This is a genomic window from Dactylosporangium sp. NPDC049140, from assembly GCF_040648435.1.
Window position 1 is genome coordinate 1 of the sequence record NZ_JBEZDS010000065.1, and the last position, 24,433, is coordinate 24,433.

Annotated in this window: 29 protein-coding genes; 19 read left to right on the top strand and 10 right to left on the bottom strand. The window is 73.4% G+C overall.

Translation table 11 applies throughout. From position 1 onward, the window contains the following. Window positions 1-173: 173 nt before the first annotated feature. From AB0B76_RS52275 to AB0B76_RS52285, 3 genes are all read left to right on the top strand, one after another. Window positions 174-656: a YbaK/EbsC family protein gene (locus AB0B76_RS52275; protein ID WP_360391744.1), complete on the top strand. Its 483-nt coding sequence runs from the start codon at window positions 174-176 to the stop codon at window positions 654-656. Window positions 657-769: 113 nt separating this feature from the next. Then, complete coding sequence (locus AB0B76_RS52280) at window positions 770-1,255, top strand: hypothetical protein (protein WP_360391747.1); 486 nt, start codon at window positions 770-772, stop codon at window positions 1,253-1,255. Then, the gene (locus AB0B76_RS52285; protein WP_360391750.1) at window positions 1,252-1,596 is read left to right on the top strand and encodes a C40 family peptidase; all 345 of its coding nucleotides are present in this window, start codon (window positions 1,252-1,254) and stop codon (window positions 1,594-1,596) included. Before AB0B76_RS52280 ends, AB0B76_RS52285 begins: the two co-directional genes overlap by 4 nt. 48 nt (window positions 1,597-1,644) lie before the next feature. On the opposite strand, the gene AB0B76_RS52290 is transcribed toward AB0B76_RS52285, so the two are convergent. Then, on the bottom strand, window positions 1,645-2,073 hold the full coding sequence (locus AB0B76_RS52290; RefSeq protein ID WP_360391753.1) for a cupin domain-containing protein: 429 nt from the start codon (window positions 2,071-2,073) through the stop codon (window positions 1,645-1,647). Window positions 2,074-2,136: 63 nt separating this feature from the next. On the opposite strand from AB0B76_RS52290, the gene AB0B76_RS52295 reads away from it, so the two are divergent. Both AB0B76_RS52295 and AB0B76_RS52300 read left to right on the top strand, forming a co-directional pair. After that, window positions 2,137-2,556, top strand: coding sequence for a hypothetical protein (locus tag AB0B76_RS52295; protein WP_360391756.1), 420 nt, complete (start codon window positions 2,137-2,139; stop codon window positions 2,554-2,556). Between the two features lie 13 nt (window positions 2,557-2,569). Continuing rightward, a complete protein-coding gene (locus tag AB0B76_RS52300; protein ID WP_360391759.1) occupies window positions 2,570-3,766 on the top strand; it encodes a hypothetical protein in 1,197 nt (398 codons plus the stop codon). On the opposite strand, the gene AB0B76_RS52305 is transcribed toward AB0B76_RS52300, so the two are convergent. From AB0B76_RS52305 to AB0B76_RS52315, 3 genes are all read right to left on the bottom strand, one after another. Then, window positions 3,767-4,132, bottom strand: a complete 366-nt coding sequence (locus AB0B76_RS52305) for a VOC family protein (RefSeq protein WP_360391762.1) — start codon at window positions 4,130-4,132, stop codon at window positions 3,767-3,769. 36 nt (window positions 4,133-4,168) lie between these two features. After that, on the bottom strand, window positions 4,169-4,798 hold the full coding sequence (locus tag AB0B76_RS52310) for a trimeric intracellular cation channel family protein (protein ID WP_360391765.1): 630 nt from the start codon (window positions 4,796-4,798) through the stop codon (window positions 4,169-4,171). Between the two features lie 66 nt (window positions 4,799-4,864). Next, window positions 4,865-5,242, bottom strand: coding sequence for a hypothetical protein (locus AB0B76_RS52315; RefSeq protein WP_360391768.1), 378 nt, complete (start codon window positions 5,240-5,242; stop codon window positions 4,865-4,867). 184 nt (window positions 5,243-5,426) lie between these two features. On the opposite strand from AB0B76_RS52315, the gene AB0B76_RS52320 reads away from it, so the two are divergent. Beyond that, complete coding sequence (locus AB0B76_RS52320) at window positions 5,427-5,636, top strand: hypothetical protein (protein ID WP_360391771.1); 210 nt, start codon at window positions 5,427-5,429, stop codon at window positions 5,634-5,636. Window positions 5,637-5,712: 76 nt separating this feature from the next. Further along, a complete protein-coding gene (locus AB0B76_RS52325) occupies window positions 5,713-6,087 on the top strand; it encodes a hypothetical protein (RefSeq protein ID WP_360391774.1) in 375 nt (124 codons plus the stop codon). A gap of 6 nt (window positions 6,088-6,093) precedes the next feature. Here AB0B76_RS52325 and AB0B76_RS52330 read toward each other — a convergent pair whose 3' ends face one another. After that, window positions 6,094-6,558 (bottom strand): hypothetical protein, encoded by a 465-nt coding sequence (locus tag AB0B76_RS52330; protein WP_360391777.1) that lies wholly within the window; start codon window positions 6,556-6,558, stop codon window positions 6,094-6,096. A 27-nt stretch (window positions 6,559-6,585) separates the two neighbouring features. On the opposite strand from AB0B76_RS52330, the gene sigJ reads away from it, so the two are divergent. Together sigJ and AB0B76_RS52340 are read left to right on the top strand one after the other, a co-directional pair. Then, a complete protein-coding gene (gene sigJ / locus AB0B76_RS52335) occupies window positions 6,586-7,416 on the top strand; it encodes an RNA polymerase sigma factor SigJ (protein ID WP_360391780.1) in 831 nt (276 codons plus the stop codon). A 3-nt stretch (window positions 7,417-7,419) separates the two neighbouring features. After that, a complete protein-coding gene (locus AB0B76_RS52340; RefSeq protein ID WP_360391783.1) occupies window positions 7,420-8,979 on the top strand; it encodes a GMC family oxidoreductase N-terminal domain-containing protein in 1,560 nt (519 codons plus the stop codon). Here the strand turns inward: AB0B76_RS52340 and AB0B76_RS52345 are convergent. Further along, entirely contained in the window at window positions 8,966-9,544 is a 579-nt protein-coding gene (locus AB0B76_RS52345) for a DUF998 domain-containing protein (protein ID WP_360391786.1), read from the bottom strand. The genes AB0B76_RS52340 and AB0B76_RS52345 overlap by 14 nt on opposite strands. A gap of 57 nt (window positions 9,545-9,601) precedes the next feature. Between AB0B76_RS52345 and AB0B76_RS52350 the strand changes: the two genes are divergently transcribed. From AB0B76_RS52350 to AB0B76_RS52365, 4 genes are all read left to right on the top strand, one after another. Then, window positions 9,602-10,066 carry a MarR family winged helix-turn-helix transcriptional regulator gene (locus AB0B76_RS52350; protein WP_360391789.1) on the top strand — a complete coding sequence of 155 codons (465 nt, stop codon included), beginning with the start codon at window positions 9,602-9,604 and terminating at the stop codon, window positions 10,064-10,066. Further along, window positions 10,044-10,469: an organic hydroperoxide resistance protein gene (locus AB0B76_RS52355; RefSeq protein WP_360391792.1), complete on the top strand. Its 426-nt coding sequence runs from the start codon at window positions 10,044-10,046 to the stop codon at window positions 10,467-10,469. The genes AB0B76_RS52350 and AB0B76_RS52355 overlap by 23 nt, the downstream gene beginning before the upstream one ends. A gap of 156 nt (window positions 10,470-10,625) precedes the next feature. Continuing rightward, on the top strand, window positions 10,626-11,639 hold the full coding sequence (locus tag AB0B76_RS52360) for an NADP-dependent oxidoreductase (RefSeq protein ID WP_360391795.1): 1,014 nt from the start codon (window positions 10,626-10,628) through the stop codon (window positions 11,637-11,639). Further along, window positions 11,629-12,009: a hypothetical protein gene (locus tag AB0B76_RS52365; protein ID WP_360391798.1), complete on the top strand. Its 381-nt coding sequence runs from the start codon at window positions 11,629-11,631 to the stop codon at window positions 12,007-12,009. Before AB0B76_RS52360 ends, AB0B76_RS52365 begins: the two co-directional genes overlap by 11 nt. Here the strand turns inward: AB0B76_RS52365 and AB0B76_RS52370 are convergent. Then, complete coding sequence (locus AB0B76_RS52370) at window positions 11,979-13,421, bottom strand: hypothetical protein (RefSeq protein WP_360391801.1); 1,443 nt, start codon at window positions 13,419-13,421, stop codon at window positions 11,979-11,981. The two genes, AB0B76_RS52365 and AB0B76_RS52370, sit on opposite strands and share 31 nt — an antisense overlap. A gap of 72 nt (window positions 13,422-13,493) precedes the next feature. Between AB0B76_RS52370 and AB0B76_RS52375 the strand changes: the two genes are divergently transcribed. From AB0B76_RS52375 to AB0B76_RS52395, 5 genes are all read left to right on the top strand, one after another. After that, window positions 13,494-14,054, top strand: coding sequence for a hypothetical protein (locus tag AB0B76_RS52375; RefSeq protein WP_360391804.1), 561 nt, complete (start codon window positions 13,494-13,496; stop codon window positions 14,052-14,054). Between the two features lie 124 nt (window positions 14,055-14,178). Continuing rightward, window positions 14,179-15,600, top strand: a complete 1,422-nt coding sequence (locus tag AB0B76_RS52380) for a cytochrome ubiquinol oxidase subunit I (protein ID WP_360391807.1) — start codon at window positions 14,179-14,181, stop codon at window positions 15,598-15,600. Next, entirely contained in the window at window positions 15,600-16,631 is a 1,032-nt protein-coding gene (locus AB0B76_RS52385; protein ID WP_360391810.1) for a cytochrome d ubiquinol oxidase subunit II, read from the top strand. Before AB0B76_RS52380 ends, AB0B76_RS52385 begins: the two co-directional genes overlap by 1 nt. A gap of 42 nt (window positions 16,632-16,673) precedes the next feature. Then, the gene (locus AB0B76_RS52390; protein ID WP_360391813.1) at window positions 16,674-17,639 is read left to right on the top strand and encodes a hypothetical protein; all 966 of its coding nucleotides are present in this window, start codon (window positions 16,674-16,676) and stop codon (window positions 17,637-17,639) included. Window positions 17,640-17,645: 6 nt separating this feature from the next. Next, window positions 17,646-18,800 carry an MFS transporter gene (locus tag AB0B76_RS52395; RefSeq protein ID WP_360391816.1) on the top strand — a complete coding sequence of 385 codons (1,155 nt, stop codon included), beginning with the start codon at window positions 17,646-17,648 and terminating at the stop codon, window positions 18,798-18,800. Here the strand turns inward: AB0B76_RS52395 and hrpA are convergent. Further along, the gene (gene hrpA, locus AB0B76_RS52400; RefSeq protein ID WP_360391819.1) at window positions 18,770-22,627 is read right to left on the bottom strand and encodes an ATP-dependent RNA helicase HrpA; all 3,858 of its coding nucleotides are present in this window, start codon (window positions 22,625-22,627) and stop codon (window positions 18,770-18,772) included. The genes AB0B76_RS52395 and hrpA overlap by 31 nt on opposite strands. Window positions 22,628-22,753: 126 nt before the next feature. Here hrpA and AB0B76_RS52405 point away from each other — a divergent pair, with 126 nt between their 5' ends. Next, window positions 22,754-23,536, top strand: coding sequence for a pentapeptide repeat-containing protein (locus tag AB0B76_RS52405; RefSeq protein ID WP_360391822.1), 783 nt, complete (start codon window positions 22,754-22,756; stop codon window positions 23,534-23,536). 39 nt (window positions 23,537-23,575) lie between these two features. Here the strand turns inward: AB0B76_RS52405 and AB0B76_RS52410 are convergent, their stop codons facing one another. Next, window positions 23,576-23,980, bottom strand: coding sequence for a RidA family protein (locus tag AB0B76_RS52410; protein ID WP_360391825.1), 405 nt, complete (start codon window positions 23,978-23,980; stop codon window positions 23,576-23,578). Between the two features lie 3 nt (window positions 23,981-23,983). Continuing rightward, on the bottom strand, window positions 23,984-24,400 hold the full coding sequence (locus AB0B76_RS52415; RefSeq protein ID WP_360391828.1) for an ester cyclase: 417 nt from the start codon (window positions 24,398-24,400) through the stop codon (window positions 23,984-23,986). Window positions 24,401-24,433: the final 33 nt, after the last annotated feature.

Consider the following 24,433-nt stretch of genomic DNA (forward strand, 5'->3'; position numbering starts at 1 on the left):
CGTGAGCGGTCCGGAGCGGAGCGGAGGGGCCGCTCACCATGGGCACAGTTTCGTCGCGCCGGCACCGGAGCCTGCGGAGGTGACGGCGTGAGCGGTCCGGAGCGGAGCGGAGGGGCCGCTCACCATGGGCACAGTTTCGTCGCGCCGGCACCGGAGCCTGCGGAGGTGACGGCGTGAGCGGCAATCCCGCGGTCGACGGGGTCGCGGCGAGCGGAATCGCCTACCGGGTCGTCGAGCACGGGCCGGTCCGCAGCCTGGCCGAGGCGGCGGCGGTCCGCGGGGTCGAGGTCGCCGACGTCGTGAAGACCATCGTCGTACGCCTCGCCGACGACGACTTCCGCTTCGTGCTCGTCCCCGGCGGCCGTGTCATCTCCTGGCCGAAGCTGCGCGCCCTGCTCGGGGTGGCGCGCATGTCGATGCCGGACGCCGCCACGGCCAAGGCCGCGACCGGGTTCGAGCGCGGCACGATCACCCCGTTCGGCGCCACGACGGCGTGGCCGGTCATCGCCGACGAGCGCATCCAGGGCCGCGAGATCAGCCTGGGCGGCGGCCAGCACGGCGTGGCCCTGGCCGTGGCCGCGGACGCCGCAATCGGGGCGCTGGGCGCCACGGTGGCCGACATCTCCGATCCGGAGCCACCGGCGTCGAATGGTTGATCGACGGGACGTTTCTTCCGCGGTACACCCGGGATGAACCCCCGCCGATGCGGGAATTTTTCGGGCAAATGACCGACATATCCGTCCTGTCGGTTCTAGTTTGGCTCTGGGCAGTGATCACTGCCCGGGTCTCCGATCCGGCGCGGCGGGCCGATTCCGCCGCCGCGCCGGCGGGGGAGCCACACCTGTCCAGTCATGACGCACGCCGCCACCTAGCGGCGGCCACGACCGCCTGCACCGCCGTCTGCACCGTCCTCGGCGGGGCCCTGATCAGCGCGAACACCACTCACGCGGCCCCGGCCGCGGCGGCCCCCGAGGTCCGCACGGCGGCCGTCGCCGCCGAGTTCCCGGACCGCCTCGCCGAGCTCCGCGGCGCCTACCGGGGGATCCGCCGCGCCGAGCCGCCCGCGCCCCCGCCCGCACCGCCCGCACCGGCGACGGCCGCGCCCGTCACCGAGTCGGCCCGGGCCCCGGGTACCAGGGCCTCGCGGGCCAGTCGCGGCAGGCCCCGCGCGACGAAGCCCCGCGCCGTCCGGCCCGCCGGGACCCGGCCGCTCGCGACCAGGCCCCGCGTGACCCGGAAGCCCCGCCGGCCGTGACGGTGCCCTCGGGCGGGGTCGTCGGGTTCGCGATGGCCCAGGTCGGCAAGCGGTACCCGTTCGGCTCGACCGGCCCGGACGCGTTCGACTGCTCGGGGCTCGTCGTCGCCGCCTACCGCGGCCTCGACCTCGCGCTGCCCCGCTCGACCGGCGGCCTCGCGGGCGTGGGCCGCCCGGTGTCCCGGGGCGAGCTGCAGCCGGGCGACCTCGTGTTCCCGAGCTCGGGCCACGTGGGCATCTACATCGGCGGCGGCCGCATGGTGCACGCCTCGACCGAGCGCGGCGGCGTGAAGATCTCGAACATCTACGCGTTCCGCTTCGCGCGGCGAGTGACGGGCTGAGGCCCGGCCGCGCGGCGGCCCGGGGCCGAGCCGCATGGCGGGCTGCAGTCAGTCGGCCAGGCGGAAGTCCGCGAAGTCGAAGCCGGGCGCCACGACGCAGCTGACCAGCACCGGCTCGTCGCCCGCGGGCGCCGCGGCCTGCCACGTGCCGGCCGGGATCAACACCTGGGGGCGCTGCCCGGCCGCGACGTCCGCGCCGAGCAGCGCCTCCGGGCCGGGCCCCGGGCGCTCCCCGGAGCCGCCCAGGCGCAGCGTCAGCGGGCCGCCCGAGTGCCAGAACCAGAGCTCGTCGGAGCGCACCACGTGCCAGGCCGACTCCTCGCCGGGGTGGAGCAGGAAGTAGATCGCGGTGGCCGCGCTGCGCGGGCCGTCGTAGCCGGGCGGGGCAAAGGTCACCGGCGAGCGCCAGGTCTCGCGGAACCAGCCGCCCTCGGGGTGCGGCCGCATGTCGAGCTGCTCGGCCAAGTGCGGTCTCATGGGGGTACCGTATCCGCCCTTTCGCCTGAAGTGAGCGCCCCTGCGGTTTGCGATGCTGGGCCGGTGAAACTGCAGACGCGCACCGGGGCCTTCGTCGAACTGCGAGCGATCAAGGCGGCCGGCGAGCCGCTGCTCGTGGAGGGGGTCGTCGACGCGCTCGACGGGCGGGCCTGGCGGTTCCGGGAGCCGTGCCTGACCGCGGAGGAGGCCAAGCGCCTCGCGGACTGGCTGCTCAAGGCGGCGAAGGGCCGCATCGAGCTGCCGGAGCGGCTCGCGTTCGCCGACCTGTCGTTCACGATCGACGAGCACGAGGTCGGCGAGCCCCGCCTTGTCGTCGGCTTCTCCCGCGCGACCGCGCCCGCGTGGCTGGGCGACGACGAGCAGGCGATGACGTTCGACTATCCGGTCACGCTCGACCTCACCACGGAGGCCCTGGAGGCGGCCGCGGTCGATTGGGAGCGTGAACTCAAGCGCCGCCGCTGAGTAGGATCGCCCAATGCGAAAGCGGCTCGGGGCACTACTGCTGGTGACCACGCTCGCGCTGGCGGGCTGCGGCGACGACAAGCCGGCGACGGCCGACCCCGGCGCCCGGCCGTCCGACAGCTCCGCCGGGCCGTCGTCCGGCTCGGCCGACCCGGACGGCTCCGGCGCCCTCGGGGCCGCGCCCGGCGCGTCGAAGACCGGGGCGGCGGCCTCCCAGCCCTTCGCGTTCGGCAACCCCAACGGCAAGGCCGCCGTGCCCGCCGAGGCCAAGGCCGAGAACGCGTCCGCGCCGACCACGGTGGTCGGCGACGGCAGCGCGGCCGGCTGCACCTCCGAGAAGTTCGTCGCCGCGGTGTCGACCGGCGGGGTGATCACCTTCAACTGCGGGCCCGACCCGGTGACCATCGTGGTCAAGCAGACCGCGAAGGTGCGCAACCGCTCGGCCAAGGTCGTCATCGACGGCGGCGGCAAGGTGACCCTCAGCGGTGAGGGCAAGCGCCGGATTCTGTACCAGAACACCTGCGACAAGGCCCTGGAGTGGACCACCGACCACTGCCAGGACCAGGCGACCCCCGCACTGACGGTGCAGAACATCCTCTTCGCCGACGGCAACTCGACCGGCGACAAGACCGAGGGCGGGGGCGGAGGCGCGATCTTCGTGCGCGGCGGCCGCTTCAAGGCGGTCAACACCAAGTTCGTGCGCAACCGCTGCGACGACACCGGCCCCGACCTCGGCGGCGCGGCCGTGCGGGTCCTCAGCCAGTACCACAACCAGCCCGTCTACATCGTCGGCAGCACGTTCGGCGGCGCCTCGGGCCAGGGCGGGGTGTGCGCCAACGGCGGCGCGCTGAGCAGCATCCAGGTGTCGTGGACGGTGCTCAACAGCGTCTTCTCGTACAACTCGGCGGTCGGGCGGGGCGCGAACCCGGCCCGCTCGGGCACCCCGGGCGGGGGCAGCGGCGGCGCGATCTACCTCGACGGCGACAACTTCACCCTGAAGCTGGCCGGGACCCTGATCGAGCAGAACAAGGCCAACGAGGGCGGCGGCGCGGTGTTCTTCGTCAGCAACGACCGCACCGGCACCATGTCGATCGAGGGCTCGACGCTGCGCAAGAACCCCAGCGCCGGCTTCGAGACGGACGGCTTCCCCGGCATCTTCTTCCTGGGCGCGCGGCCGCCGTCCGTCTCCGGTTCGAGCCTGACGCGGTAGCTACGAGCGCAGGCAGGCGCAGAACGGGTGGCCGGCCGGGTCGAGCAGCACCGTGTACCGGTCGCCCCCCGGCTGGAACTCCGGCTTCGTCGCGCCGAGCTTGATCGCCCGCTGCTCCGCGTCGGCGAGGTCGTCGACGTAGAAGTCCAGGTGGAACTGCTTCGGCGTCGGCCCCTCGGGCCACGTCGGCGCCTCGTACGCGGGCAGCTGCCCGAAGCCGACCGACGTCGTGCCGTCGCTGATCATGGCGTACTCGGCCTGGCTGTGCGTCACCTCCCAGCCCAGGACCTCGCCGTAGAAGGTGGCCAGCACCGGGGGCTCGGCGCAGTCGATGTTGACCATGATGAGGCTCGCGAATCCAGTCATGCCTCAGATCCTCGCGGCTATTCCTGCCACCTTGTGTCAGGAATGCTCCGGCGGATTCGGGCTCGGCGTCGGCGCCGACCAGTTGCGGCGGATCGCCACCATGCGCAGCACGAAGGTGAGGGTGGCGGCCAGCGCGATGGCCGCCGGCCGCTGCACCCCGGTGGCGTCCAGCGCGGCCACGGAGGCGCACCCGAGCAGCCCGGCCACGGCATAGATCTCACGGCGCAGCACGGTCGGGATCTCGCCGGTGAGCAGGTCGCGGGCCAGCCCCCCGCCGATCCCCGTGATCATGCCGATGATGCAGGCCCCGATCGGCGGCACCCCGGCGTCGAGCGCCTTGAGCGTGCCCGTCACCACGAAGAGCCCGAGCCCGGCGGCGTCGAGCACGAGCACCGTCCAGCGCAGCCGGCTCACGGCCGGGTGGAGCCAGAAGGCCGCGCCCGCGCACAGCGCGGCGACCACGGCGTAGCGCCAGTCCGCGAACGCGTTGGGCTGGACGTTGATGAAGACGTCGCGCATGATCCCGCCGCCCAGCGCCGCGGTGAAGCCGACGAACACCACGCCGAAGAGATCGAGCCGCTTGACCACCCCGGCGGTGGCGCCGGAGGCCGCGAAGACGGCGATGCCGACGAGGTCGGCGACGAGCAGCGGGCTGAGCGAGGTCACAGGGATCATGTATAACGGCCGCCCGGTGCGCGGCAAGGCGCTCCGGGCGGCCGGCAGGCGAACGGGTCAGATGTTGTTGATCACAGTCATCGCGGTCTCGTGCTGCATCTCCATCATGTCGGAGACCGCACCGGCGTCCCAGTAGCCACCGCCCGAGGACGCATCCCCGGCGCCGGAGACGTCGCCGTCGAGGTTGCCGCCCGAGCCGTCGTAGTCCGGTGCGGCGTCGTCGGTCAGGTCCGTCGTGACGCCCGTGGCCGGGTCGTAGGCCTGCTCGTACACGCCGTCGCCGTCGCTGTCGAGGGCCGCGATGTCCATCTGGCCGTCGTGGTCGAGGTCGCCGACGAGCACGTTGCTGCCGTCGTCCAGCGTGTAGATCGCCGCCGGGTCGTCGGTGCCGTTGCCGTCGAGGTCGGTGCTGAAGTTCGTGTAGTCGTCGCTCATATCCGCCGTACTCCAAGGTCGCTCGATCAGAAGGTGCGTCAGGCACGCTAGGCGCCCGCCGGGGGCGTTCACTCCCCCATTGCTGCCAAGCCGACAGCGAAAGCGACCCAGGTCACGGGCGGGGTTTGCCACAACCCGGCCCGGGGGTATCTATCCGTCGATCTCTTTCAGAAGGAGGCAGGCTGTGGGCAGGGGTTCCTCGATCGGCGGGGTCATCCTCGTCATCTGGCTGATCATCGGCATCATTGCGGCCGGTCAGCGCGGATACTTCAACAGCGACGACGCGAACTGCGCCAAGGCCGGCACCATCGTGGTCACCATCATTGCCGGGCCGCTGAACTACCTCGGGGTCAACCCGAAGATCAATTGTGCGCTTCCGCAGCCGTCGAAGTGACGGTTTCCCGCCGTCGTACATGATCCTCGCGCCTCGCGTTCAGGCATCTCACAGCGTTACGAGCTAGCGTTCCGGGATGGATGAGTTCGAGGCGCGAAGGGTCGTCGACGCGCTGCGGCAACGCGGCGTGCCGGCTCATGTGGAAATGGCGAAGGCCGGACTGAGCCAGTTCGGCGTGCGGGTGCAGCTCTTCGACGGCCGGCTCGCGGTCTGGGACACCGACGGCACCGCGGGCCTGGAGGCGCAGGTGATGCGCGACGGCATCCTCGTGGGGTTCGTACCGATGATCGAGGGCTCCGAGCACTTCACCGAGGAGCAGATCATCGACGCCATCGCGCGGACCGACTACGACCGGCCGATCGCCCGGCAACGCGCGACCGCACCCCCGGCCGCGCCGCCGCTGCCCCAGGAGGGCGGCTTCTTCCGCCGGTTCCGCGGCGGGTTCCGCTAGAGGGCGTCAGTCGTTGATCTCCGCGCGCTCGATCTCGGCGAAGGCCCGGGTCAGGAGCGCGGCGAAGCTCCGCTCACCCAGCAGGTCGTCGATGAGCAGCGGCGCGTGCGCGGCGAGGGCGCGCGGCGGCACCGGGGCGTCCTCGTCGGTCTCGTGAATGCCGAGCGCCCCGACCAGCAGCACCACCATGACCTGCGGGTCCACCTCCCGCCAGGCCGCGGCCGAGCGCACCGCGTGCTCCAGCGCCGCCCGGATGTCGTCGCCGTCGAGCCCGTCCGGGTGCCGCTCCTCCAGCAGCGTCCGCACCACGGCGCCGAGCACCCGCCCGGTCTGCTCCGGGTCGAGCCCGCCGAGTCGCTCCGCCGCGTCCGCGTACGCCGCCTCGTCGCGCGCCCGCGCCGCCTCGACGGCCTCGGCGGAGGCCACGGCGATCGCGCGGGCGGCCGGCGGGAGATGGCGCCAGTTGCTCATGGGGGAACCCTAGTGGTAGAGGCACGTATGGACTTCGTCGAGCACCGGCCGATGCTCTACGGCCTCGCGTACCGGATGCTCGGCAGCGTCCACGACGCCGAGGACGTGCTGCAGGAGGCGTACCTGCGCTGGAGCGCCGCCGACCGGTCCGACGTCGCCGAGCCGCGCCGCTACCTCACCCGGGTCGTGGCCCGGCTCGCCGTGGACGCGCTGCGGGCCCGGCAGGCGCGGCGCGAGGAGTACATCGGCACCTGGCTGCCGGAGCCGGTGTCGACCGAGCCGTCGCCGTTCGGCGCCGTCGACACCTCCGACCTGTCGATCGCCGTCCTGCACCTCATGGAGCGCCTGACGCCGCCCCAGCGCGCGGTGTACGTCCTGCACACCGCCTTCGCCGTGCCGTACCCCGAGATCGCCGCGATCCTGCGGCGCTCCCCGGAGGACTGCCGCCAGCTGCACCACCGCGCCACCGAGGCCCTCGGCCAGAAGGCGCGCTTCAGCACCGACCCGGCCGAGATCACCCGCCTGCTCGAGGGGTTCCTGGCCGCGGCCCGCGGCGGCGACGTCGCGCGGCTGGAGCGGCTGCTGCACGACGACGTGGTGATCTGGAGCGACGGCGGCGGGCGGGCGCGCACGGCCCGCAAGCCGATCCTGGGGCGGGTCAAGGCGATCCGGTTCTTCGTCGCCGTCACCGGGCGGTACCTCACCGACCGGCCCGCGCTGCTCAACGGGCACCCGGTGCGGCTCATGGACGGCCGCCGCCGGTACACCCTCAGCGTCAACGTCGTCGACGGGCGCATCGCGGGCGTTTACATGGTCGCCAACCCCTTGAAGCTGAGGGCCATCGACGAGTACAAGTAGGGCATGCCTGCGGCGAACATTGCGCCGGACGGCGCAGACTATGTGATCGTGGGGGCCGGCCCCGCGGGGTGCGTGCTGGCCAACCGCCTCTCGGCCGCGCCCGGCAACCGGGTCGTCCTGCTGGAGGCGGGCGGCCCGGACAAGGCCCGCGAGATCCGCATCCCGGCCGCGTTCAGCAAGCTGTTCACGACCGAGTACGACTGGAACTTCCGCACCGCGCCGCAGCCTGGGCTCGCCGGGCGGGAGCTGTACTGGCCGCGCGGGAAGACCCTGGGCGGCTCGACCTCGATCAACGCCCAGATGTGGATCCGGGGCTGCGCCGCCGACTACGACGGCTGGGGCGTGCCCGGCTGGTCCTACTCCGACGTCCTGCCGTACTTCGGGCGCATCCTGCACCCCGAAGGGCCGCTGCACGTCGAGGCGCTGCGCAGCCCGAGCCCGATCACGGCGGCCTTCCTGGAGGCGTGCCGCGAGGTGGGCATCGCCGAGCGGCCGGACCTCAACGGCCCGGACAACAGCGGCTTCTCCCCCACCCCGGTCACCCAGCGCCGCGGCGCCCGGCACAGCGCGGCCGACGCCTACCTGCGCCCGGCCGTGCGCCGCGCCAACCTGACCGTGGTGACGGGGGCGACCGTCGACCGGCTGCGGCTGTCCGGGCCGGGCGACACCAAGCGGGTGACGGGGGTGACGTACCGCGCCGCCGACGGCACCGTCCGCGAGGTGACCGCCCAGCGCGAGGTGCTGCTGTGCGCGGGCGCGGTCGGCTCCCCGCACATCCTGCAGCTCTCCGGCATCGGCGACCCCGACCGGCTGCGCGCGGCCGGGATCGCCCCCGTGCACGAGCTGCCCGGGGTCGGCGCCGGCCTGCAGGACCACCTCAGCGCCGGGGTCGTCGTCACCTGCCCGCAGCCGATCACCATGGTCGCCGCCGAGTCGCTCGGCAGCCTGGCCCGCTACCTGATCGGCCGCACCGGCATGCTCTCGTCCAACGTGGCCGAGGCCGTCGCCTTCCTCGCCCGCGGCGGCGGCGCGCCCGACATCGAGGTGATCTTCGCGCCGGTGCCGTTCATCGAGCACGGCCTGGTCCCCCCGCCCGGCCACGGCCTGACCATCGGCGTGGTCCTGCTGCAGCCGGCCAGCCGCGGCACCGTCACGCCGGCGAGCGCCAACCCGGCCGAGCCGCCGGTGATCGAGCCCGGCTACCTCGACGACCCGCGCGACCTCGACACGCTCCTGTGGGGCCTGCGCCAGGCCGAGCGGATCGCGGCCACGGCGGCGCTCAAGCCCTTCGTCGGGGAGCCCATGGCGCCGTACGACGGCGTGCTGGACGACGACGCCACGGCCGCCTCGATCCGGCGCAACTGCGAGACGCTCTACCACCCGGTCGGCACCTGCCGCATGGGCGACGACCCCGGGTCGGTGGTCGACCCCGCGCTCAAGGTGCGCGGGCTGGCCGGGCTGCGGGTCGTGGACGCCTCGGTCATGCCGCGAATCAACCGGGGCCACACGATGGCGCCCGTCTACATGATCGCGGAGAAGGCCGCGACCCTCATCGACGGGTGACGCGCCGCAGCAGCAGCACGGTGACCAGGGGCCAGACCGCCTGGGCGCCGGCCGCCAGCCGCTCGGCCAGCCCGACCAGCACGCCCGTGCCCAGCGCCACGGCGAACAGCAGCACGAGCACGGCCAGGACCAGGGCCGCCGGGACCATCACGCGCACCGGCGGCCGGACCGGGCCACTCCCCGCGGGCCGCCACAGGGCCGGCCACAGCGCGAGGCAGGCGAACGCGACAGTGGCGGCGGCCTGGTGCGGGGCCGACCGCCCGCCGGCCGGCAGCGGGAAGGCGGCGACGAGCACGGTCGCGACCCCGCCCGCGCCGAGCATCACCCGGGCCGGCCGGGCCAGCGGCGCCAGCCCGCGCGCGGTGACGACGTGACAGACCCCGACGCCCAGCAGCGCCAGGGTCATCACCCAGCGGTGGTCGGCGTCCGTGGCGGCGAGGGCGCTGATCGTCTCGTGCAACGCGTCGAACCCGCCGCGCTGCAGGGCCGCGGCGAGCGTCCAGCCGCCGATGAGGAGCACGGGCGCGGCGGCGGAGGACCACAGGGCGTACCGGGGCACGGGCACGGGACGAGTATGACGGAGGCGACTTAAGTCGCGCACGACTTAATCGTGCGCTAGGCTATGTCCGTGGACGTCCTTCCGCTCGACCGACAGGTCTGCTTCGCGCTGTACACCGCCGGCCACGCGGTCACGGCGCGCTACCGGCCGCTGCTCGACGAGCTCGGTCTCACCTACCCGCAGTACCTCGTCCTACTCGCCCTCTGGGAGCAGGACACGCGGACCGTGAAGGATCTCGGCGCGGCGCTGCGGCTGGACTCCAGCACGCTGTCGCCGCTGCTGAAGCGCCTCGAGGCGGCCGGCCTCGTGGCGCGGGAGCGACGCCGCGACGACGAGCGCTCCGTCACCGTGCGCCTGACCGCCGAGGGCTCGGCGCTGCGGACCCGGGCGGCCGGCATCCCGGCCCGCCTGATCTGCGACGGCGGCCTCGACATCGGCGAGCTCGCGGAGCTCCGCGACACCCTCGTGCGGCTCACCGCCGCACTCCAGCGACAGGGAGAAATCGATGCAGGTGCTCTACACCGCTGACGTCACCGCCTCCGGCGACGGCCGCAACGGGCACGTGACCAGCTCCGACGGGATCCTCGACTTCGACGTGCGCACGCCCAAGGAGATGGGCGGCGCGGGCGAGGCGACAAACCCGGAGCAGCTGTTCGCGGCCGGCTACGCGGCCTGTTACCACAGCGCGCTGCGCAGCGTGGCGCGCCGCCAGAACGCGCTCCCGGCGGTCGAGGGCTCGCAGGTGCAGGCGCGCGTCGGCATCGGCTCCAACGGCGCCGGCGGCTTCGGTCTCGAGGTCTGGCTCACGGTCACCCTGCCCGCCGCCGACGCCGGCACCGCCCAGGCGCTGGCCGACGCCGCGCACCAGGTCTGCCCCTACTCCAACGCGACCCGCGGCAACATCGACGTGCACATCGAGGTCTCGGCATGAGCGGCCACGCTCATCGGCTGGCACAGCCTTCCTCATGGCGCGGCCGGAGCGAAGCGGAGGTAGCGGCATGAGCGGTACGGAGCGGAGCGGAGTGGCCGCTCATCGGCTGGCACAGCCTTCCTCATGGCGCGGCCGGAGCGAAGCGGAGGTTGCGGCATGAGCGCGACGAACCGGGTCTGGCACCTCGCGGCGCGCCCGAGCGGCTTTCCGTCCACATCGGACTTCGAGCTCAGGACCGAGCCCGTGCCGGAGCCCGGCCCCGGCCAGGTCGTGGTCCGCAACGACGTCATGTCCGTCGACCCCGCGATGCGCGGCCGGATGAACGACGTGAAGTCCTACGTGCCGCCCTTCCAGCTCGGCGCGCCCCTCGACGGCGGCGCGGTCGGCACCGTCGTCGCCTCGCAGAGCCCGGACGTGAAGGTCGGCGAGAGCGTCCTGCACGGGCTCGGCTGGCGGGAGTACGCGCTGCTGGACGCCGAGCGGGTCCGGACCGTCGACACCGCGGCCGCCCCGGCCTCGGCCTACCTCGGCGTGCTCGGCATGCCCGGCCTGACCGCCTACGCCGGCCTGCTCGACGTGGCCCGGATGCGCCCCGAGGAGACGGTGTTCGTCTCCGGCGCGGCCGGGGCCGTGGGCACGCTGGTCGGGCAGATCGCCCGGCTGCGCGGCGCCCGCCTGGTGATCGGCTCGGCGGGGTCGGCCGAGAAGGTTCGGTACCTCACCGAGGAGCTCGGCTTCGACGCCGCCTTCAACTACCGCGACGGCGACATCCGCGGCCAGCTCAAGCGCCTCGCGCCCGACGGCATCGACGTGTACTTCGACAACGTCGGCGGCGAGCAGCTGGAGGAGGCGCTGTTCCGGATGAACCTGCACGGGCGGATCGCGGTGTGCGGGGCGATCTCGCAGTACAACACCCCCGACGCCAAGGGCATCCGCAACCTGAGCCTGCTCATCAGCAAGCGCCTGACGCTGCAGGGCTTCCTGGTGCTCGACCACTGGTCGCGCCGCGAGGCCTTCACCGAGGAGATGATCGGCTGGCTGCGCGCGAACAAGGTCAAGGTCGCCGAGACGTTCGTGGACGGCATCGACCACGCCGTGGACGCGTTCCTGGGCATGCTCAAGGGCGACAACCTGGGCAAGATGGTCGTCCGCCTCAACGATGGCGCGTAACGCCGCGCTGTCGCTGGCCGCTCTGCTCGGCGCGGCCGGGGTGACGCACTTCGCGAAGCCCCGGCCGTACGACCGCATCGTCCCGCGCGTGCTGCCCGGGCCGGCTCGGGCGTACACGTACGTGAGCGGCGCGGCCGAGCTCGCCCTCGCGGCCGGGCTGCTGCACCCGCGCACCCGCCGCGCGGCCGGGCTGGCGGCGGCCGGGTTCTTCGTGGCCGTCCTCCCCGCCAACGTGAAGATGGCGATCGACTGGCGGCACGCATCCCCGGCCCGCCGGGCCGTCGCCTGGGGGCGCGTCCCACTCCAGATTCCCCTGGTGTGGTGGGCGCTCAAGGCCGCTCAGGAGAGCGCCGGCCCGATCGGCAGGTGAAGCTGGAAGGCCACCTCCGTGTAGTGGATCGACGGGGGCGGCAGCTGCTGCAGCTGCCGCTCCAGCACCACCAGCAGCTCGCGCGGGGGAGCGATCGGCCGCGCCATGATGCGCACCGCCACCGGGCGGTTCGGGGCCAGGCGGAACTCCACCATCAGCTCCTCGGTGTGGTGGCGCACGCCCGCGAAGAGGCCCTCCACCACGCGCCGGGCCCGGTCGAGGAAGTCGCTGAGCTCGGCCGGGGTGGTCGCCTGCCGCAGCTGCTCCTCGCTGGTGAGCAGCACGATGCGGCCCGGCGGCCGCGGCGCCGCCGGCCCCGCGGCGGTCGCGTCCATCGTGGTCGCCGCCGGTACGCCGTTGAGCAGCGTCGGCGGCATCGCGTTCACCGCGTCCGGGCCGCCCGCGGCCGGCTCCGGGTCCGCCGCGCCGTCGACGACCCGGAACGCGAGCGCGCGCACGGCCCCGCCGGGCAGGCCGATCTCGACCGGCCGGCCGGCCTCCACGGCCTGCAGCAGCCGGGCGTGCATGGCGCCGGTCAGCAGTACCGCGAAACCGTCCTCGACCTGACGCGCGGTCGGCGGCCGGGGCCCGTCCGCCGCGCCGCGGATGAGCAGCAGGAAGTTGCAGGCGAGCCGGGTGGCCCGCTCGCCGCCGGGGGCCACGATCGCGGCCGGGCCGGACTGCCCGGGCGCCCACACATAGGTCTTCGGGGTGCCGGCCAGCCCCGGCAGGTACGCGCACACCTCCGGCGCCTCCCGCATCGCCTCGCGCAGCGCCGGCAGCTCCTCGGCCGCCACGGACAGCTCCAGCCGGTCGCCGTCGTGCACGACGTGCAGGAACGGCAGGTTGTACGCGGGCGCGCGGGACAGCATCGTGGCCGCGCGGAACTCGGCGTCGTCCAGCACCGGGGCGCGCCCGGGCCGGAACCACCACGGGTGCGGGTAGTACCGCTCCTGCGCGCCGAGCAGCGCGAGCACCCGGGCGTGGCCGAAGCGCTGTACCACCGCGGTCTCCCCGCCCAGCAGCGGCAGCGCGACCAGCGGGGGGCGGGCCAGGTCCACAGTGGACGGGAGGGTGGCCGGCGGGTCGGCGTAGACGAAGCCGGTGACCCGCTCGTCGACGTCCACGCCGGGGCGGCCGAAGACGCTCACGTCGCCGGCGTCGACCAGCCGGCCCTCGGCCGCGAAGCGGTGCACGGTGCGGGCCATGGTGAACGGGAACCCGGGCGCGGGCGCGCCGGTGCGCGTGACGGCGAAGACCATCTCGCGCTGGCCGTACCGCGCGAGGCCGTCGGTCGTGTACAGCAACGCGGGCAGCATGCCGGAAGCCGTGCGGATGCCACCCTCGTCGATGGCGACCGACAGCTCGCCGGGGATGAGGATCTCCCGGCCAACGGGCAACGCGGAGCCCACGGGGCCGATCATGCCATCCGGGAGCAAGGCAACCCCATTTCCAAACCCCGGCGACAGGGTCACGATGAAGCCATGCGCGTAGGTGTGATGCGGATGACATCGGAGCCGCCGCCCGACTACGTCGCCTTCGTCACCCGTCACCTGGAGCCCCTGCGCCGGGACTCCTCCCGGGTCGTCGGCGGCGACGAGGACGCCGACCACCTCTACGTCGACGTCCTCACCGACGTGGCGACCCGCTGGCCGTGGCTGGAACTGCAGCGCACCCGGCTCGGGCAGGCGGCCGCGGCCGAGCAGTTTCTGGACCGGACCTTCCACCGCCGCTCCGAGCGCTGGTTCAGTGCGGAGGACCACGACCCGGCGCATGACGACGAGCACCAGATCACGGTCACCCCCGAGCGTCCGGAACAACCGCAGACGCGCCGGGTGTACGTCAGCACCGCCGTCCGCCTCGCCCCGATCGTCGTGCCCAGGCGGCGCAGCAGCTTCATCGCGGGCCCGGTGTCGGAGGCGGCGATCGCCTGGTGGCACGCGTACGAGAACATCCGGCGGCGCCGGCTCGTCTACGCCGGGTTCGTCGTGCTGACCCTCCTGCTCGCGCTCGCGCAGTTCAGCGGCACCGCCGGCGAGGCCTAGGGGTAGGCACGGAACATGTAGGCATGCTACTCGTAAGAATCGTAAAAAGTTCCCGAACGTGTTCAACGCCGCTTTCATACGGACCGATGGGCATGGCCGCCCCGCGCGGGGATAGAACGGGCTTGTGGAACCGTTGACCGTTCTCGCCGAGGCCGCGACACCCGGGGACTTCGCGGCCGCACGCACCCAGATGGCCCTCAGCCTCGGCTGGCACATCATCATCGCGAGCTTCGGCGTCGCCATGCCCGCGATCACCCTGTTCATGGAGTGGCGCGGGCACCGGACCGGGCTGGTCGAGTACCGGCTGCTGGCCCGGCGCTGGGCCCGCGCCATGGGCGTCCTCTTCGCCGTCGGCGCCGTCTCCGGCACGATCCTGAGCTTCGAGATGGGCCTGCTCTGGCCGGGCCTGATGGGCACCTACGGCCAGGTGATCGGCCTGCCGTTCACGCTGGAGGGCTTCGCGTTCTTCGTCGAGGCCATCTTCCTGGGCATCTACCTGTACGGCTGGGACCGGCTCCCGGCCAAGGTCCACATGTGGTCGGCCGTGCCGATCCTGCTGGCCGGCATCGTGGGCACCTTCTGCGTGGTCAGCGCCAACGCCTGGATGAACCAGCCCAAGGGCTTCGACCTCGTCGACGGCCGGATCACCGGCGTCGACCCGCTCGGCGCGATGTTCAACCGGGCCACCGGCCCGCAGTCGGTGCACATGCTCGTCGCCGCGTTCATGGTCACCGGCTTCTGCATGGCGTCGGTCTACGCGGTCGGCATGCTGCGCGGGCGCACCGACCGCTACCACCGGCTCGGCTTCCTGGTGCCGTTCACCGTGGCCGCGGTCATGGCCCCGGTCCAGGTCGGCGTGGGCGACTGGGCCGCGCACTACGTCGCCGACTACCAGCCGGCGAAGCTGGCCGCGATGGAGGGGCTGTTCCCCACCGAGCGCGGCGCCCCGCTGCACGTCGGCGGGGTCGTGATCGACGGCGAGCTGCGGTACGCCATCGAGATCCCGAACGCGCTGTCGCTGCTGGCCCACTGGGACCCGGACGCGGAGATCACCGGGCTGGACGCGGTGCCCGCCGACCAGCGCCCGCCGGTCAACATCGTGCACTGGTCCTTCCAGCTCATGGTCGGCGCCGGCTTCGCGATGCTCGGCGTCGCCGCCCTGTTCGCGTTCATCTGGCGCTTCCGCCGCGAGTGGCTGACAAGCGACACAGGCCTCGTCAGTGGAGACCCTGCCGGCCCGCGGCGGCTCTGGTACCGGTGGTTCCTGCGCGCGGCCGCGCTGTGCGGCCCGGCCGCCGTGCTCGCCCTCGAGGCCGGCTGGACCACCACCGAGACCGGACGCCAGCCGTGGGTGGTCTACGGCATCCTGCGCACCCACGACGCCGTGAACACCGCGCCCGGGCTGCGCGTCGGTCTCCTCGTGCTGACGATCGTGTACGCGCTGCTGACCGTCGCCACCGTGTTCGTCCTGCGCCGCCTGGCGAGGGACCGACCGGCGCCCGTCGCGCCGCAGGAGTCCGACGTCGAGACCTTCCCGGTGCCGTGATGCGGGCCGCCGACGCGCTCCTCGGCGTGCTCTTCGCCGCCGTCACCGCCTACGCCCTCTTCGGCGGCGCCGACTTCGGCGCCGGGTTCTGGGATCTCTTCGCCGGCGGCGCCCGCTCCGGCCGCCGCCAGCGCACGCTCATCGAGCACGCGATCGGGCCGGTGTGGGAGGCCAACCACGTCTGGCTCATCTTCGCCGTGGTGCTGCTGTGGACCGGCTTCCCGGCCGTCTTCGCGGGCGTGGCCGCGACGATGTACATCCCGCTCACGTGCGCCGCGCTGGGGATCATCGGCCGCGGCGCCGGGTTCGCGTTCCGCAAGACCAGCGACACGGTCGGCCGGCAGCGCATCTTCGGCGCGCTGTTCGCGTTCTCCTCGGTCGTCACCCCGTTCTTCTTCGGCGCCGTGGCCGGGGGCATCGCCTCCGGGCGGGTGCCGCCCTGGACGGCCGGGCGCGGCGACCTGCTCACGTCCTGGTGGAACCCGACCTCGGTGGCGACCGGCGCGCTCGCGGTGGCGGTGTGCGCGTACCTGGCCGCGGTCTTCCTCTGCCTCGACGCCCAGCGGCACGACCCGGACCTCGTCCCGGCGATGCGCCGGCGGGCGCTGTGGGCCGGGGCCGGCACCGGGGTGCTGGCCGTCGCCGGGCTGATCGTCGTGGAGGCCGACGCGGGCTGGCTCGCCGACCGGCTGCTGCGCCCGGTGCCGGCCGCGCTGGTCGTGCTCTCGGCCCTGGCCGGGCTGGCCTCGATCGGGCTGCTGGCCGCCGGGCGCTACGTCGCCGTGCGGGTCACCGGCGGCCTCGCCGTGGCCGCCGTGCTGTGGGGCTGGGCGGCGGCGCAGCACCCGTACCTGCTCCCGCCGGCCACGACCGTCGCCGCCACCGCCGCGACGCCCGCCGTGACGCGCGCCACCCTGTGGGCCGTCCTCGGTGGTATCGCCATCCTGACCCCGTCACTGTGGTGGCTGTTCCGCCTGTTTCAGACGCCTCTGCCCGATTCGTCCGACCGGTCGGCGGACGGCGACCGTTGACAAATCCTGCTAATGTCCGCCGAAGCTATGACTGATTCAAGGATGCGACGCTGGAGCGCGGCGGCTGGAGCCGTCGCGGCCTTCGGCGTCGGCCTGATCGCCTTCGCCGCGACGCCCGCGTGGGCCGCCGACCAGCTCGAGCTCAGGGTCGCCAACGGCAACGTCCAGGGCAAGGTCGGCGACAAGGTCCAGGTCGGCTTCACGATCAGGAACAACACCAAGCAGCCGATCACCGGCCTGACCGTGGTCGTGACGGCACCGGGCAACGCGGTGCTGGAGGCGGGCGACAACCCCGGCTGCGCCGTCGGCGGCGGCGGCCACGCGGCGACGTGCCGCTCCAACGGCACCCTGGCCGTCGGCAAGTCCGCCAACGGCGCGATCGCCCTGACGGTGAAGACCGCCGGGCAGGCGGCCGGCCGCATCGCGGTCGAGGGCGGCAACGCCGACAACTTCCAGCTGCGCGCCGTCGGGCCGACCCCCTCGGCGACCACGAAGTCGGCCAAGCCGACCAAGACCTCGAGCCTGTCGGCGAGCGAGACCCCGGGCCTCACCGAGGACGGCAGCTTCGCCGTGCCGGAGGCCGGCAACGGCGTCGCCATCGCGACGACCGACGCGGGCACCGACAAGACCAGCGACAGCGGCGGCGGCATGGGCCTGGGCCTGTGGGTCGGCATCATCGCGATCGTCGGCGCGCTCGGCCTCATCGGCAGCCTCTTCTACTTCCGGCGCAAGGACCGCAACGAGCCCGAAACGGGCATGCATCCGGTCGTCCCCGCGCCCCAGGGCTTCTACGGGGCGCCGGCCCCGACCACCTACGGGTCCCCGCCGCCGCCGGCCTACGGCGCTCCGCCGCCCCAGACCTACGGTCCGCCGGCCGCGCAGACCCAGATGATCAACCCGAACTTCGGCGGCGCCCCCGGCGGACCGACGCAGATCATCCAGCCGAACCCCAACGCGGGCCCCGGCGACGACCGGACCATCACCTTCCGCCGGCCCGACGACCTCTAGCCGGTCTTGAACCGGGCCGCGCTGGGCACGGCCCTCGTCTTCACGGCCAGCGGCGCGGTCGTCGGCGGCTGGGTCTCGCGCATCCCCGCGGTCGTCGAGCGGCTCGGCATCGGCCCGGGCGAGCTCGGCCGGGCCCTGCTCGCCCTCGGCCTCGGTTCACTCGTCTCCATGCCCGTGACCGGGCACGCCTGCCGCCGCTTCGGCAGCCGCGCCTGGGTGGCCGGCACCGCGGTGGTCGCGGTCGCCGCGCTCGCCGCGGCCGGGCTCGCGGGCGGGCTGTGGACGCTCGCCGGGGCGCTGTTCGTGCTCGGGCTCGCGTACGGCTCCTGGGACGTGGCCATGAACGTGCAGGGCAGCTTCGTGGACCGCACGGCCGGGCGCGAGTGGATGCCGCGGTACCACGCCTGCTGGAGCCTCGGCTCGATCGGCGGGGCGGCCGCCGGCTCCCTCGCGGCCCGGGCCGGCCTCGGCGCCGCCCCGCACCTGGCGATCGCCGCGGTCGTATCGCTCGCGGTCACGTACGCCGGCCTGGCCCTCTACCTCGACGAGCGCGCCGCCGCCCCGGCCGCCGCCGACGGGCGTCCGCGCGCCCCGATGAGCCGGGCGCTGCTGCTCATCGGGCTGATCACGCTGTGCGCGACGGTGGCCGAGGGGGCCGCGGGCGACTGGCTGGCGCTGTACCTCGACACCGGCCGGGGCCTCTCGCAGGCCTCGGCGGCGCTGGGGTACACCGTGTTCGCCACCGCGATGACCGCCGGCCGGTTCGCGGGCAGCGCCGCCGTCGCCCGCCTCGGCCGCTCCGGCGCCGTGCGCCTGGGCGCGCTGCTCGGCGTGGCCGGCATCGTCGCCGCCGTGCTCGCCCCGGCCGCCGCGCCGGCCTACGCCGGGGCGCTGCTGTGGGGCCTGGGCGTGTGCCTGGTGTTCCCGGCCGCGGTCAGCGCCGCCGGAGAGACCGACCGGCCCGCGGAGGCGATCGCGCTCGTCACCAGCATCGGATACGGCTCGATCCTGGTCGGACCGCCGCTCATCGGCGCCCTCGCCGACGTGATCGGGCTCGGGCGGTCGCTGCTGGGCCTGGCCGGGCTGGTCGCGGTCGTCGCGGCCCTGGCCCCGGTGCTGCACCGCCGGGCTCAGGACGGCAGCGCGTCCATGGCCCGGTAGATGCGCACGTCGGAGACCGGGTAGGCGGTGCCGAGGGCCTGGGCGAAGAGCCCGACGCGCAGCTCCTCGATCATCCAGCGGATCTCGCGCAGCTGCGGCGTCATCGTCATCGTGGCCGCCAGCTGGTCGTACTCCCGCTGCACCTCCTGCACCGTGAGCATCCGGTCGCGGTCGCGCCCGGTGTCCGTCGGCACCTTCTCCAGGCGCCGCTCGATGCCGCGCAGATAGCGCTCCAGGTCCGGCAGTCGCTGCCAGCCGGTGTCGGTGACGAAGCCGCGGTACACCAGCCGCCCCAGCTGCGCGCGCATGTCGGTCAGGGCCGGCAGCAGCAGCGGGTTCTTCGTGCGGGCCAGGCGCTGCTCGACGTCGTAGGAGGCGGCGAGGATCTTGCGGACGCGGCCCACGATGTCGAGGGTCAGGTCGACCAGGTCGGCCCGCACCTTGTCGCGCAGCGCGGCGAAGCCGGCCTCGTCCCACGCCGGGCCGCCCGCGTCGGTCATGAGCTGGTCGACCGCGCCGGCCGCGCAGTCCTCGAGCAGGTCGACGGCGTTGCGGTGCGGGTTGCGGCTCAGCGCCAGCTTCGCCTCGTTGGACAGGCGGCCCTGCACGAACCGGGCCGGCGGCGGAAGCGTGAGCTGCAGCAGGCGGCGGGTGCCGCGCCACATCTCGTACTGCTGGCGGGCCGGCAGGTCGAAGGCCTGGACCGAGACCGAGGCGCCGTCGTCGACCAGGGCCGGGTAGACGGTGAGCGTGTGCCCGGCGACCGTGCGCGACAGGCTGCGCGGCAGGGTGCCGAACTCCCAGGTCGTGGCGCCCTCGCGGGTCACGTCCCCGGCCGCCTCGGCGACCGTCTCCTGCACCTTCGGGGCCAGGCGCTCCCGCAGTACCGTCAAATCCTTGCCCTCGCCGAGGACCTTGCCGGCGTCGTCGACGATCCGGAAGGTCATCTTGAGGTGCTCGGGCACCTTCGGCCAGTCCCACTCGGCCCGCGGCACCGAGACCCCGGTCATCCGCCGCAGCGTCAGCTCCAGCGCGTCGAGGAGGTCGCCGTCGCGGGGCGGCATCTCGGCGAGCGCGTCGCGGGCGGTGTCGGGGGCCGGGACGAAGTTGCGCCGGGTCGCCTTCGGCAGCGACTTGATGAGCGCCGTCACGAGGTCCTCGCGCAGGCCCGGCACCTGCCAGGCGAAGTCGCCGGGGCGGACCGAGCCGAGCAGCGGCAGTCCGATGTGGACCGTCACGCCGTCGGCCTCGGTGCCCGGCTCGAACTGGTACGTCAGCGCGAAACGGCGCCCGTCCTGCTCCCACGCGTCCGGGTACCTGGCCGCCTCCAGGGGTTCCGCTCCGGCGTTGACGAGCATCGCCGGGTCGAACGTGAGCAGGTCCGGAGACTCCCGCCGGGTCCGCTTCCACCAGCTGTCGAAGTGGCGGCCGGAGACCACCTCCTCGGGCAGCCTTCCGTCGTAGAACTCGAACAGCGTCTCGTCGTCGACGAGCAGGTCGCGCCGGCGGGCCCGGGCCTCGAGCTCCTCCACCTCGCCGAGCAGCCGGCGGTTCTCGGCGAAGAAGGCGTGGTGGGTCTCCCAGTCGCCCTCGACCAGGGCGTGGCGGATGAACAGCTCGCGGGACAGCGCCGGGTCGATGCGGCCGTAGTTGACCTTCCGGTTGGTGACGATCGGAACGCCGTACAGCGTCACGCGCTCCACCGCCATCACCGCGGCCTGCTTGCGCTCCCAGTGCGGCTCGCTGTACTGCCGCTTCACGAGGTGCTGGGCCAGCGGCTCGATCCACTCGGGCTCGATGCGGGCCACCACCCGGGCCCACAGCCGCGTGGTCTCCACGAGCTCGGCCGCCATCACCCAGCGCGGCGTCTTGCGGAACAGGGCCGAGCCCGGGTTCACCGCGAAGCGGGCGCCGCGCGCGCCGACGTACTCGTTCTTCTCCGCGTCCTTGAGCCCGATCTGCGACAGCAGTCCGGTCAGCAGGGAGACGTGGATCGGCAACGGGGCCGCGGGCTGCTCGTTCGGGGTCACGTCCATCGTCTTGAGCACCTGGCGCAGCTGGCTGTAGATGTCCTGCCACTCGCGCACGCGCAGGTAGTTGAGGTACTCGGCCCGGCACAGCTTGCGGAACTGGTTGCTGGACAGCTCCTGCTGCTTCTCCTGCAGGTAGTTCCACAGGTTCAGGTAGCCGGTGAAGTCCGAGTCCTTGTCGGCGAAGCGGGCGTGCGACTGCTGGGCCTGGGCCTGCTTGTCGGCCGGGCGCTCGCGGGGGTCCTGGATGGACAGGGCCGCGGTGATCACCATGACCTCGCGCACGCAGCCGTTCTTGTCGGCCTCCAGCACCATCCGGGCCAGCCGCGGGTCGACCGGCAGCTGGGAGAGGCGGCGCCCGAGCGCGGTCAGGGCCTGTTTGTGATCAAGTGCGCCGAGCTCCTCCAGGAGCTGCACCCCGGCGGTGACGTTGCGCCGGTCCGGCGGGTCGATGAACGGGAACGCGCCGAGGTCGCCGAGGCCGAGCGCGATCATCTGCAGGATGACCGACGCCAGGTTGGTGCGCAGGATCTCCGGGTCGGTGAACTCGGGCCGGGCGTTGAAGTCCTCTTCGCTGTACAGGCGGATGCAGATGCCGTCGGAGGTCCGCCCGCAGCGGCCCTTGCGCTGGTTGGCCGAGGCCTGGGAGACGGGCTCGATGGGCAGGCGCTGCACCTTCAGGCGGTGGCTGTACCGCGAGATGCGCGCCGTGCCGGGGTCCACGACGTACTTGATGCCGGGAACGGTGAGCGAGGTCTCGGCCACGTTCGTCGCCAGCACCACCCGGCGCCCGCTGTGCGCCTGGAACACCCGGTGCTGCTCGGCGAAGGAGAGCCGGGCGAACAGCGGCAGGATCTCGGTGCCGGGCAGGTCCAGCTTGGTCAGGGCGTCGGCCGTGTCGCGGATCTCGCGCTCGCCGCTGAGGAAGACGAGCACGTCGCCGGGGCCCTCGTCCTGCAGCTCCATGACGGCCAGGCAGATCGCGTCGAACTGGTCGGCGTCCTCCTCGTCCTCGATCGGCCGGTACCGGACCTCGACGGGGTAGGTGCGCCCCGACACCTCGACGATCGGGGCGTCCCCGAAATGCCGGGAGAACCGCTCGGGATCGATCGTGGCCGACGTAATGATGATCTTGAGATCGGGGCGGCGGGGCAGGAGCTGTTTGAGGTACCCCAGGATGAAGTCGATGTTCAGGCTGCGCTCGTGGGCCTCGTCGATGATGAGCGTGTCGTACCGCCGCAGCAGCCGGTCCTGCTGGATCTCGGCGAGCAGGATGCCGTCGGTCATGACCTTGACCATGGTCTGCTCCGACGACTGGTCGGTGAAGCGCACCTTGAAGCCGACGGTCGCGCCCAGGTCGGTGCCGAGCTCCTCGGCGATGCGCTCGGCCACGGTCCGGGCCGCGATCCGCCGCGGCTGGGTGTGCCCGATCTGGCCGGTGACCCCGCGGCCGAGCTCGAGGCAGATCTTCGGCAGCTGGGTCGTCTTGCCCGACCCGGTCTCGCCGGCCACGATCACCACCTGGTGGTCGCGGATCGCGGCCAGGATCTCGTCCTTGCGCTGGCTGACCGGCAGCTGCTCCGGGTAGCTGATCGCGGGCAGCGCGGCGCGGCGGGCGGCGACCCGCTGCTCGGCGCGCTCGACGTCGGCCCTGATCGCCTCGGCGATGCCCTGCGCGTTCTTGGAGCGCTTGGCCCCGTCGAGACGGCGGCGCAGCCGATGCTGATCCTGGGGCATGAGCCCGGCGAGGCGAGCGCGCAGCTCGCTCAGGGCGGCCGGCTGGGGCGTTTCAGACATGACGCGCACAAGAATAGGCATGCGCCCGCGCGATTGCCCCGTGATTTTCACCCGCGCCCTGGTTTCCGATCGACACCCGGCGGCCCGCCGTGACGCACTGTCACTCCAGCCACTAACGTCACATCCATGGCCCTGCCCGCGGTCCCCTCCCAGCCGTCACCCTCCGGCGTGCGCCCCACCCCGCGCCACGCGGCCCAGGGCCGCATCTTCTCGGCCGGCACCTTCGCCACCGGCGCGTTCCCGACGGTCTCCGCGGCCCGCCCGGGCCCGGCCCGCCCCCGGCCGCCACGCGCCCTCACGCTGGGCACGCTGGAGGAGGACGACCTGCGCGACGGCGCCGCCTACCAGGCCATCGGCTTCTACGACCTGGCCCTGACCGGCCGCAGCGCGAAGTCGGCCGAGTTCGTGCAGTGCCGCTTCAACCGCGCCGACCTGACCGGCACCGCCCTGTCGGGCGCGATCCTCACCGACTGCCTGCTCGAACGCACCGCACTCGACCACGTGCACGCCGATCACGCCGTCCTGCACCGCGTCACGCTGCGCGACTGCGGCCTGGCCGACCTGCAGTGGCTGGGCGGGACCCTGCGTGACGTGACGGTGCGCGACTGCCGGGCCGAGCGCAGCGTCTTCCGCGACGCCCAGCTGCACTCCGTCTTCTTCACCTCGACCGACCTGACCGGCGCCGACTTTACCGACGCCGACCTGACCGGGGCCACGTTCAGCGGCTGCGACCTGACCGGCGCCACCTTCACGGGCGCGGCCGCGGCGGGGGCCCGCTTCGAGTCGTGCACCCTCGGGGGCGCGGCGGGCATCGAGGGCCTCGAGGGCGCCACGATGACCGGCGTCGACGCGGAGGAGCTGCTGGGCCTCTTCGCCACGGCCCTGGGAATCACCCTGTCGGATGACTGACTGATTTCTGTCACCCGGGCACTTTGTCGCCGGGCTGTGTTACGCGGGCCAGCCCAGCTTGGACCGGCGGCGCGCGGTCACCTCGATCTCGATGCGCATCCGCGGGTCCGAGAGCCCGCAGACCTGCATGGTGGCCGCCGGCCGCACGTCGCCCATCCACCGCCGCAGCACCGGGAAGCAGGGCTCGAAGTCCGCGGCGTCGGGCAGCAGGTACCGCACCCGCACCACGTCGGCCGGCGAGGCCCCGGCCTCCTTCAACGCCGCGTCGATGTTGCGCCAGCACTGCTCGGCCTGCTCGACCACGTCGTCCGAGATCGTCATGCGGGCGTAGTCGAACCCGGTCGTGCCGGACACGTGCACCCAGTCGCCGTCCACCACCGCGCGGGAGTACCCGATCTCCCGCTCGAACGTCGACCCACTCGAAATCAACCGCCGCTCGCTCATGCCTCAGACGCTAGAGGGCAGCTTCCCCAGCTGGCGCAGCAGGTCCACGTCGTCGCTCATCACCCAGATGTCGGTGATGAGCCCGTCGCGAACGGTCAGGATGTCGTTGACGCGGATGCGCAGCGGCCGTCCGGTCGCGGCGACCCGCCCGAACGGCGTGTCGTACGGCCCGACGTGCCGCACGTGCATGAAGAACCCGATCACGACCCGGTCCGCGGTCTCGACGCGGTGCACGATCTCGGTCCGCCGGTCGGCGAACGCCGCCTGCAGCGCCCGCGCGCGGGCCACGAGCCCCTCGGCGGACACGGGCACCCCGTTCACCGGCACGGGATCGGCGTAGTACCGCCGAAAATCGGCGACGGCGTCGGCCCGCTCGTCGACCGGCGAGTCCCACAGCGCCAGTACCGCCTCCAGATCCATGCCTTTCACTGTGCCGGATCGGGCCGCGCGCCC

Bases quoted from the DNA above. Each gene is read 5' to 3' on its own strand.
- AB0B76_RS52415 (WP_360391828.1), bottom strand. From the start codon at position 24,400: ATGGATCTGGAGGCGGTACTGGCGCTGTGGGACTCGCCGGTCGACGAG.
- hrpA (WP_360391819.1), bottom strand. From the start codon at position 22,627: ATGTCTGAAACGCCCCAGCCGGCCGCCCTGAGCGAGCTGCGCGCTCGC.
- AB0B76_RS52290 (WP_360391753.1), bottom strand. From the start codon at position 2,073: ATGAGACCGCACTTGGCCGAGCAGCTCGACATGCGGCCGCACCCCGAG.
- AB0B76_RS52385 (WP_360391810.1), top strand. From the start codon at position 15,600: ATGCGGGCCGCCGACGCGCTCCTCGGCGTGCTCTTCGCCGCCGTCACC.
- AB0B76_RS52340 (WP_360391783.1), top strand. From the start codon at position 7,420: ATGCCTGCGGCGAACATTGCGCCGGACGGCGCAGACTATGTGATCGTG.
- AB0B76_RS52305 (WP_360391762.1), bottom strand. From the start codon at position 4,132: ATGACTGGATTCGCGAGCCTCATCATGGTCAACATCGACTGCGCCGAG.
- AB0B76_RS52365 (WP_360391798.1), top strand. From the start codon at position 11,629: ATGGCGCGTAACGCCGCGCTGTCGCTGGCCGCTCTGCTCGGCGCGGCC.
- AB0B76_RS52405 (WP_360391822.1), top strand. From the start codon at position 22,754: ATGGCCCTGCCCGCGGTCCCCTCCCAGCCGTCACCCTCCGGCGTGCGC.
- AB0B76_RS52330 (WP_360391777.1), bottom strand. From the start codon at position 6,558: ATGAGCAACTGGCGCCATCTCCCGCCGGCCGCCCGCGCGATCGCCGTG.
- AB0B76_RS52360 (WP_360391795.1), top strand. From the start codon at position 10,626: ATGAGCGCGACGAACCGGGTCTGGCACCTCGCGGCGCGCCCGAGCGGC.
- sigJ (WP_360391780.1), top strand. From the start codon at position 6,586: ATGGACTTCGTCGAGCACCGGCCGATGCTCTACGGCCTCGCGTACCGG.
- AB0B76_RS52410 (WP_360391825.1), bottom strand. From the start codon at position 23,980: ATGAGCGAGCGGCGGTTGATTTCGAGTGGGTCGACGTTCGAGCGGGAG.
- AB0B76_RS52300 (WP_360391759.1), top strand. From the start codon at position 2,570: ATGCGAAAGCGGCTCGGGGCACTACTGCTGGTGACCACGCTCGCGCTG.
- AB0B76_RS52315 (WP_360391768.1), bottom strand. From the start codon at position 5,242: ATGAGCGACGACTACACGAACTTCAGCACCGACCTCGACGGCAACGGC.
- AB0B76_RS52375 (WP_360391804.1), top strand. From the start codon at position 13,494: ATGCGCGTAGGTGTGATGCGGATGACATCGGAGCCGCCGCCCGACTAC.
- AB0B76_RS52390 (WP_360391813.1), top strand. From the start codon at position 16,674: ATGCGACGCTGGAGCGCGGCGGCTGGAGCCGTCGCGGCCTTCGGCGTC.
- AB0B76_RS52325 (WP_360391774.1), top strand. From the start codon at position 5,713: ATGGATGAGTTCGAGGCGCGAAGGGTCGTCGACGCGCTGCGGCAACGC.
- AB0B76_RS52350 (WP_360391789.1), top strand. From the start codon at position 9,602: ATGTCCGTGGACGTCCTTCCGCTCGACCGACAGGTCTGCTTCGCGCTG.
- AB0B76_RS52355 (WP_360391792.1), top strand. From the start codon at position 10,044: ATGCAGGTGCTCTACACCGCTGACGTCACCGCCTCCGGCGACGGCCGC.